This is a genomic window from Psychrobacter sp. CX5 (assembly GCF_057621535.2).
In genome coordinates, this window is sequence record NZ_CM177735.1 from 2,978,773 (window position 1) to 2,987,246 (window position 8,474).

At 40.5% G+C, this 8,474-nt stretch carries 8 protein-coding genes; 4 read left to right on the top strand and 4 right to left on the bottom strand.

The genetic code is table 11. The features are described from left to right. The first annotated feature begins 15 nt into the window (after nt 1-15). Entirely contained in the window at nt 16-585 is a 570-nt protein-coding gene (locus AC21OG_RS11475; RefSeq protein WP_487376806.1) for a YdcF family protein, read from the top strand. A 161-nt stretch (nt 586-746) separates the two neighbouring features. Next, complete coding sequence (locus tag AC21OG_RS11480; RefSeq protein ID WP_486547912.1) at nt 747-1,004, top strand: YfhL family 4Fe-4S dicluster ferredoxin; 258 nt, start codon at nt 747-749, stop codon at nt 1,002-1,004. A 167-nt stretch (nt 1,005-1,171) separates the two neighbouring features. Here the strand turns inward: AC21OG_RS11480 and leuA are convergent, their stop codons facing one another. Then, nucleotides 1,172-2,941, bottom strand: coding sequence for a 2-isopropylmalate synthase (gene leuA, locus AC21OG_RS11485; protein ID WP_487376847.1), 1,770 nt, complete (start codon nt 2,939-2,941; stop codon nt 1,172-1,174). Between the two features lie 340 nt (nt 2,942-3,281). Here leuA and AC21OG_RS11490 point away from each other — a divergent pair, with 340 nt between their 5' ends. Further along, the gene (locus tag AC21OG_RS11490; RefSeq protein WP_491185089.1) at nt 3,282-3,710 is read left to right on the top strand and encodes an Lrp/AsnC family transcriptional regulator; all 429 of its coding nucleotides are present in this window, start codon (nt 3,282-3,284) and stop codon (nt 3,708-3,710) included. 294 nt (nt 3,711-4,004) lie between these two features. Here AC21OG_RS11490 and AC21OG_RS11495 read toward each other — a convergent pair whose 3' ends face one another. From AC21OG_RS11495 to AC21OG_RS11505, 3 genes are all read right to left on the bottom strand, one after another. Continuing rightward, the gene (locus tag AC21OG_RS11495; RefSeq protein WP_487376810.1) at nt 4,005-4,679 is read right to left on the bottom strand and encodes a YoaK family protein; all 675 of its coding nucleotides are present in this window, start codon (nt 4,677-4,679) and stop codon (nt 4,005-4,007) included. 95 nt (nt 4,680-4,774) lie between these two features. Continuing rightward, on the bottom strand, nt 4,775-6,079 hold the full coding sequence (locus tag AC21OG_RS11500; protein WP_487376812.1) for an ABC1 kinase family protein: 1,305 nt from the start codon (nt 6,077-6,079) through the stop codon (nt 4,775-4,777). A 327-nt stretch (nt 6,080-6,406) separates the two neighbouring features. After that, entirely contained in the window at nt 6,407-7,237 is an 831-nt protein-coding gene (locus AC21OG_RS11505; RefSeq protein WP_486547908.1) for an ion transporter, read from the bottom strand. Between the two features lie 394 nt (nt 7,238-7,631). On the opposite strand from AC21OG_RS11505, the gene AC21OG_RS11510 reads away from it, so the two are divergent. Further along, complete coding sequence (locus tag AC21OG_RS11510) at nt 7,632-8,384, top strand: YebC/PmpR family DNA-binding transcriptional regulator (protein ID WP_487376813.1); 753 nt, start codon at nt 7,632-7,634, stop codon at nt 8,382-8,384. Nucleotides 8,385-8,474 lie beyond the last annotated feature (90 nt).

The following is an 8,474-nucleotide window of genomic DNA, read 5'->3' on the forward strand; positions in this document are numbered from 1 at the left end:
TGGAAAGGACTTTGGGTGACTTTTGGTATATGGTTGATTAGTTTTATGCTATTTGCATTTTCGTTGAATGAAACTATCAAACAGACAAACGAGACGTATCAACCGGTTGCGGCCATTATAATTTTAGGAGGTGGTGTGGAAGATGGGGTACCTACACCGACGCTTGCCAGCCGTCTTGACACTGCCGCTCCACTGATTAAAGACCAATCCAATGCTGTAGTGGTCACCAGTGGCGGCATGGGTATGGGAGAGACACGTAGTGAAGGTGAGTCCATGGCTCGCTATTTATACGCATTGCATGGCATACCTTTAGACCATATTATGCGTGAAGAGCAAAGCACCAGTACCGAAGAGAACTTCTTATTTACTCAGCCTATTTTGCAACAACAAGGCGTTCAACTCAGTGACCCGATTGCGATTGTAACCAGTGACTTTCATATTCCACGCTCCAAAGCCATTGCAAAAAAACAAGGGTATGAAAATATCATCGCCCTTGCCAGCCCCACCCCACTATCAATACGATATAATGCGTGGTTCCGTGAGTATTTTGCTTATATTAGTGGATGGTTATTGGGAGAATATTAAAAGCTACTTAGTGAATAAAGCTATTTGGTAAATATTGATAACACCTTAGTAAATTGTAAGGGTTAATTGGTAAAAATTAGAGTGTGCTGAATTCCCTAAAAGCTCGTAAAGGGTTTATCTACAATTATTCTAAGTCTCCATACTGATATTAGGAGAGCGTTATGGCGCTTAAGATAACTTCTGACTGTATCAACTGTGATATATGCGAACCTGAGTGCCCGAATGAGGCGATCAGTTATGAACAAAAGGGTCAAAAAACCTATGTTATTGATCCTAGTCTATGTACCGAATGTGTGGGCTTTTATGAGGCTCCGACCTGTGATAAGGTTTGCCCTATTGACTGTATCATTCAAGATCCTGAGCGCGTCGAAACCGACGCTCAATTAAGACAAAAGCATCAGCAGATTTGGGCCAAATAGTTTTGCGTTAAAAAGCTTTGGGTTGAATAAATTTGGTTAAATAGTATGAAAGTTTATAGTACGACAGTTTTTTACTTTAGTCCGACTCAAAACCAATAAAAAGGCTTGCACACTGGCAAGCCTTTTTTAGAATTAAAAGAAAATATATTTAAGCCAGATAGTTCTGTTTAAACGGCTTGTGACAATGCTGATAACGCCCCTTTCAACATCGCCGATACAGTACTAGTATGAGTCCCAATACCTGAGTATATCTCACCATCAACATTTAATTGAATATATGCCGCGGCTTGAGCATTGGTCTTATCGCTATTATTAGCGTCATTACTAATGGCATCATTATTGCCATTAACACCATTAGCAAAAGTTTGCGTCATTGCATGCTCTGAATAGTTAATAATATGAAGCTGTTTACCCGTATGGCGAGCAACCCCATCGATAAATGAAGACAACGGCCCATTGCCTTTACCGTTAATTTCTACCATTTCACCATTGATCACCACTTGACCCTGAAACTCGACCTGACCGGCTTTATTATTAACACTATGGTCTAATAACTCAAAGCCTGAATTTTGTAAATAGGTGGATTCAAAAGCTTCTAAAATCTCTTCATTTTTAAGCTCACGCGCCGCATCTTCTGCTTTTTGTTGTACCACACGGCTAAAGTCAATTTGCATCCAGCGTGGTAAGTGAAAGCCATAATTACGCTGTAAAATATAGGCGACCCCGCCTTTCCCAGATTGACTATTAATACGAACCACATCTTGATAACTACGCCCAATATGCGCAGGATCTATGGGCAAGTAAGCCACATCCCAGATATTTTGAGTTGTTTCGCGATTTTTCTCGTTATAATCCAAAGATTTCTTAATGGCATCTTGGTGCGAGCCACTAAACGCGGTAAATACAAGTTCGCCCACATAAGGATGGCGAGGATGCACAGGCAAGTTATTACACTCACTGACTATGTTGACGATCTTACTCATGTCACTAAAATCAAGTTCGGGATCTACACCTTGACTAAACAAATTCATCGCCATGACCATGATGTCCATATTACCGGTACGCTCACCATTGCCAAGCAAAGTACCCTCAATACGGTCTGCTCCGGCAAGCATGCCAAGTTCAGCCGCCGCAATAGCGGTTCCTCTGTCATTATGAGTATGCAAACTAATGATGACATCACTACGCTGCTTTAGATGACGACAAAAATACTCAACTTGATCGGCAAAAATATTTGGCATTGAAGACTCAACGGTAGCGGGTAAGTTGATAATAACTTCTCGACCGTTTTGAGGCTGCCATTCTTCTATGACTGCATCACATACTTCGATTGCAAAGTCCGTTTCAGTTTGGCTAAAGCTTTCTGGAGAATACTGAAACACCCATTGCGTCTCTGGATGCTTGTCAGCATAGTCATTAAGCATTTTTGCACCATCTAATGCTATCTGTTTAATCTCATCCTTGCTCTTACCATATACTTTATCGCGTTGTACTCGGCTCGTAGAATTGTAGACATGGACAATGGCACGGCGCACGCCTTTTAAGGCCTCAAAAGTACGTTCAATTAAATGCTCACGCGCCTGCACCAATACTTGAATAGTGACATCATCAGGAATGTGACCCTCCTCGATTAACTTACGCGCGAAGTCAAATTCAACTTGGGCAGCAGAGGGAAACCCAATTTCTATCTCTTTAAAACCGACTTCAACCAGCACTTTAAAAAATTGCATTTTTTGTTCAATGGTCATCGGGTCAATCAAGGCTTGGTTACCATCACGTAGATCTACACTGGTCCAAATCGGCGCTTGAGTAATGGTTTTGTTTGGCCAAGTACGATCAGGTAGGTTTGGCGCAAAAGCAAAAGGCTGATATTTACGAAAATCAAAGGCGTCAAATTTAGGTTTCACTTTTGGTTCAACTGTTTCTGTTTTGCTCATTACTTGGCTCATGGGATGCCCTCTTTGGTCTTTAAATTATCATTTCGGTATATAATTAATTTTAATTGGATATAGGCTAATTAACCTAAATAATCTATCCTAAACAATCTATTCTAAACAATACAAACTATCCTAATGTATGCTGACTATCATACCAAAAACGTTAGCGATTAAATCACCAAAATTTGAGTAAATATGTCATTTAAATAGTGTTTTATTATATATTTTAGATTAAAATTAGTGATAATCTCTATTTATTGAACGGGATAACTAATAAATGTCTATTAATAACCACTTTGATAAAGAAAATCAGCAGCTAGACAAAATAGATCATCAAATCATGACCTTACTACAGCAGGACGCTCGTATGAGTATTACTGATATTGCGGAGGCCGTTCACTTATCTGCCACACCTTGCGCAAGACGCGTTAAGCGCTTAGAGGAAGCAGGTATTATTACCGGTTATCACGCATCGGTTGACCCACAGAAGCTTGGCTATAGCTTAGCTATATATATAGCAGTCGGTATGGATAAGCATACTGCCGATCGCTTCGCTGAGTTTGAAAATAAAATTCAAAGCTTTGAAGAAGTCGTCAGCTGTAGTATCGTAACAGGTCGCAGTGAAGATTACTTACTGAAAGTCGTCGTGAGAAATATGGCCCATTATGAAGAGTTTTTATTACACCGCCTAAATCGCATTGAAGGCGTTAGCCAAGTGCATACCAGCTTTGAGCTACGCGAAGTATTTAACCGCGGCATTATTAAATAAGCTATTAAATAAGCTATTAAATAAGCTATTAAATAAGCTATTAAATAAGCTATTAAATAAGCTATTAAATAAGCTATTAAATAACTGAGTAAATAACTGAGTCAATAAGTATAGCTAAACCTGAATGATAGGAGTGATCTAAAAATCCGTGGGTTACGCTCGCTTTACCACTCGCTACAAATATTGATCATTGATGGGTTATTTTATAGAAAAGGTATAGTTTTGAAATCGATAACTATCTGGATGAGCAACCATTGGCGCCTTATAGATTATAGACTCAAGCCATAGGGGTACTTAAGCATCTCTTTTTTCTGGCAATTGACTTGAGGCTATCTGATAAAACACCGCTGCCGAAAAAACAATCAGAATAGGAATAAGCATAGCGGCATAGCCTATTTTGAAAAATCCAAAAGCCCCTACCACACCGCCGCCACAGAAGCTGTACCATATAATCGCTTGAAACCCCAAGGTCATCTTACTAATCCGACGCCCCGCTAACCAGTTGCCGATAGCAGCACCCATATCGGACGTCAATCCCGTTAAGTGTGTCGTTCGAATGACAGCGCCACTATAGGTTGCGACCATCGCGTTTTGTAACCCACACGCCATAGCGGCAAGCAATTGACCAAAGTAATCATGATGAAAAAATAGTATAAAGCTACAGATCAACAGTCCCGCTTCAGCAAATAAAGCCAGTCCATATTGACGCCCAAGCTTTAAAGAATGCTGACCTACCAGATAACCACTTAAAATAGCACCTGATAAAAAGGACAACAAGGATGCGCCAATAAATAAAAGAGACGACCAATCCATTGCTGCAATGGCTGCTGAGAATAAGCTGACGTTACCTGTGACATGTGATACCGATAGCTGTGTAAAGCCACTTAAGGCAATGATATTGACGCAGCCTGCACTAAACGCAAGTACCGCCCCACCTACTAAAATCCACCGAGGTAATTTGGTTATCATATTAACTTCTTATGGGACACTTTTTAGTTCTAAAACCCTAATTTACAGCTTATAGTTTATACGATTAAGCTATGCGCTTAATTTATGCGATTAGGTTAAGCCTGACGCCCTAATAAATTAACCCTTGCATCATTAAACATATCCATATCAGGGGCTAGCGTACGCATAAAGCGATCAAAATATAGCATCTGCTTAGTCAATAAGGCAAAATCTCTAGGAAAATGAATACCGTGACGCTTACCCACCTCGACGATCTCTAGCATCATTTTATTGAGCTCGTCCGCCTGCTCTTTGCTATTAAAAGCTTTACCACTGGTGTAGGTTTTATCTTCAGCCATAATACGGGTGATCATCTTAGCAAGATCGCCCGCCAACTGGGCTTGGTCAACATGCTCACGCTCATGAGTCATGCCCATGTCTATCATACATTGCGCCATGGTGACATAGTCATTTTCATTGAGCGCCTGCATCATACCCATACAAGCCTGCCAACTCTCCGGTTTTAACTTACCGACAATTCCAAAGTCAATAAAACCAATGCGCCCATCTGTCAGCAGCATCAAGTTGCCCGCATGTAGATCGGCGTGGAAGCTATTACAAAACATGAGGCTTGCAAACCAAGTATTAAGGGTATCTGCCATGACCTGTGCAGGATCATTACAGTATTGACGCATGGCCACCTCATCCACCATTGACATCCCATGTAGCCGGCTCATAGTTAGTACCCGTTTTGTCGTTAGCTCTTCCACCACTTCGGGGGCCACAACTTGCTTATTGCCGGTCATTTGCAAAAACTGTTGAAAGTCATCAATATTTTTAGCTTCTGCAATGAAATCGGTCTCAGCAATCATACGGATGCGAATCTCATCTATAATTGGTGAAATATTAGCAAAACGCATCTGTGGCATCAGCCTCTCAACAAGCTTAGTCACGGCATGCAGCACACCAAGATCAGTCTGCATGATGACATCAACATCAGGCTTTTGAACCTTTAACACAACCTCACGGCCATCATGCAATGTGGCGGCGTGAACTTGTGCAATACTGGCAGAAGCTAAGGGTTTTTTATCAATACTGGCGAATTTATCTTCTAGCGTCTCTGAGCCCTCAAGCAGTTCTTCTGTTAAGACCTGCTCAATATACTTAAACGGCAGAGGTGTGGTCTGATCCAAGCAGCCTTGAAAGGCAATCACATAGTCACGAGGAAATAACGAGGGCGTACTGGCGATAAACTGACCAATCTTAATATAGGTAGTGCCTAACTGTTCAAAGGTTTCTCTTAGCATGACAGCATCGGGACGCTCCCCTTTTGCCACTCTTAACGCTGAAAGGCCTGCTACGCTAGCAGTGTGACGAACACGATTGGCAACATTTAACGATCTTTTTAATAAATTTGGCATATTTTCGGGTTCTTCTTATTCTAGGTTTGAAGTTTATAAGCATCTAGTTTATAAGCATCTAGTTTATAAGTTCTATGGTTTTTAACTTTAAGGGTTTAGTTTGTGAATGGTTTTGTAAGTTTATAGGTATAGGCTTAGTATATGACTGCCTAAACATTTTAAAAGGGTTAATGCGACATTTATTAGAGCATGGTTGGCATTTTTTGAATATCATAAAGTAAGCTATTAGGTCTAACCATTCTAGGTCTAACTATTAAAGTAAGTCTTACTATTAGACAGTACATCTGATGGATTCAACTATAAATAACGAAACTAGAATTAACGAAACTAGATATGAAGATCATGACCACAACGATCACAAAACTGAGCAGCAGCTGCATGACCAAACTTACCACAATTTGGACAAGTTATCGGATGCAACTGCGGTCGCATACTCTTTGAAAGCTCTGAGGTGAAAATACCTGTAGGTACCGCAATGATTGAATAACCGGTAATCATTACCATGCTTGCAATGGCCTGACCTAAGGGCGTCTTAGGCGACATATCCCCATATCCGACAGTCGTCAAGGTGACAATTGCCCAATATATAGACACGGGGATACTGGTAAACCCATTTTCAGGGCCTTCCACCACATAGACCACTGAGCCAAATATCGTGACTAATAGTAATACCGATAAGAAGAATACGGTAATTTTTTGCTGGCTGGTTTTAAGTGCAGAGGCTAAAAAACCCGCCTGCTGCATATAGGCTTTGAGCTTTAGTACCCTAAAGACACGTAATATTCGTAGAATACGAACAACAATTAGATACTGCACACCGCCGAAAATAAGACTTAAGTAACTGGGTAATACCGATAATAGATCCACAACCCCAAAGAAACTAAAAATATAACGAAAGCGATTGGGCGCGGAGAATAACCGTAATAGATACTCAATAGTGAACAAAATGGTAAAGAACCATTCTGCATAGAAAAATATCAAACCATATTGCAAACGCAAATAAAGCACACTGTCTAACATGACCACGCCGACACTGGCAGCGATTGCGATCAGTAAGACAATGTCAAAAAATTTACCTAAAGGGGTATCCGTCCCTTCAATCACAATATGAATGCGATTTCGTAAAGTATTGAGCTTATTTAAGGTGAGTTTTTTCATATATACGGGTAACTGGTCTATAATACCTTGTCATTATACGTGATTAATTCAGCAATGTTACCTATTGCATCAACTTTGTTGGCAGTCATGCTCATTTAATGATTTGTTCAACCTCCTAGTTGTGTCTTTAATTGCATTATTTATGACGTTATCTTGAATGCCAAACCTTTATTTTCATCCTCTGATAGCAGTCTTGCAAATCTAATATTTCTGATATAATTATACCTTCAACGTATTAAAAACATCTCTTACGGTCGTCGCTGTCTATTAACAAACTCTTAATTTTATAGGTTTTATTCTTTAGTATTAGCGACCGATTATAGCTAATGAACTATTCACTTAACATATTTACTTCACAATTTGACATCACACTTTTAATAAGGATAAACAGATTATGGCGGGTCATTCTAAATGGGCAAATATTAAGCACAAGAAGGCCAAAGAAGATGCCAAACGTGGCAAAATCTTTACCAAAATAATTCGTGAGCTTGTCTCAGCTACCAAACAGGGTGACCCAGACCCAGAGAGTAACCCTCGCCTGCGCGCCGCCGTTGAAAAAGCACTGTCCGCTAATATGACCAAAGACACCATTAAGCGTGCCATTGAACGCGGCGCTGGTAATAGTGAAGGCGGCGAGATGGATGAGCTGACTTACGAAGGTTACGGCGTTGGCGGCGTTGCCGTTTTGGTTGAGACCATGACGGATAATGTCAATCGTACCGTAAGTGAAGTGCGTCATGCGTTTACTAAATATGATGGTAATCTAGGCACAGCTGGATCGGTGTCCTATCTTTTTAGCAAACGTGGCGAAATTACCTTTGAAGATGTGTCACTTGAAGATGAAATCTTGCTTGTGGCATTAGAGGCAGGCGCATTAGACATTGAAAATGACGGTGAGACCTTAATGGTAATCACTGAGCCTGATAGTTTTGGTGCGGTTAAAGATGCGCTAAATGACGCCGGTTACGAATCTAGCAATGCCGAAGTGACCATGTCTCCCTCTACAACAGCAGTCATTGACAATATCGACGATGCTGAAAAGGTCATGAAGATGATCGACATGTTAGAAGACTTAGATGACGTACAAGACGTATATACCAATGTTGATTTTCCAGATGATATTTTAGAACAGCTCGGCGCTGACTAGTCTCTAGTAAGTTAAATTACTTTTTCTAAGATGCAACAATTAAAAAAGCATATTCGACACTGATCTACTCAAACAAACAGCCCGCTATAT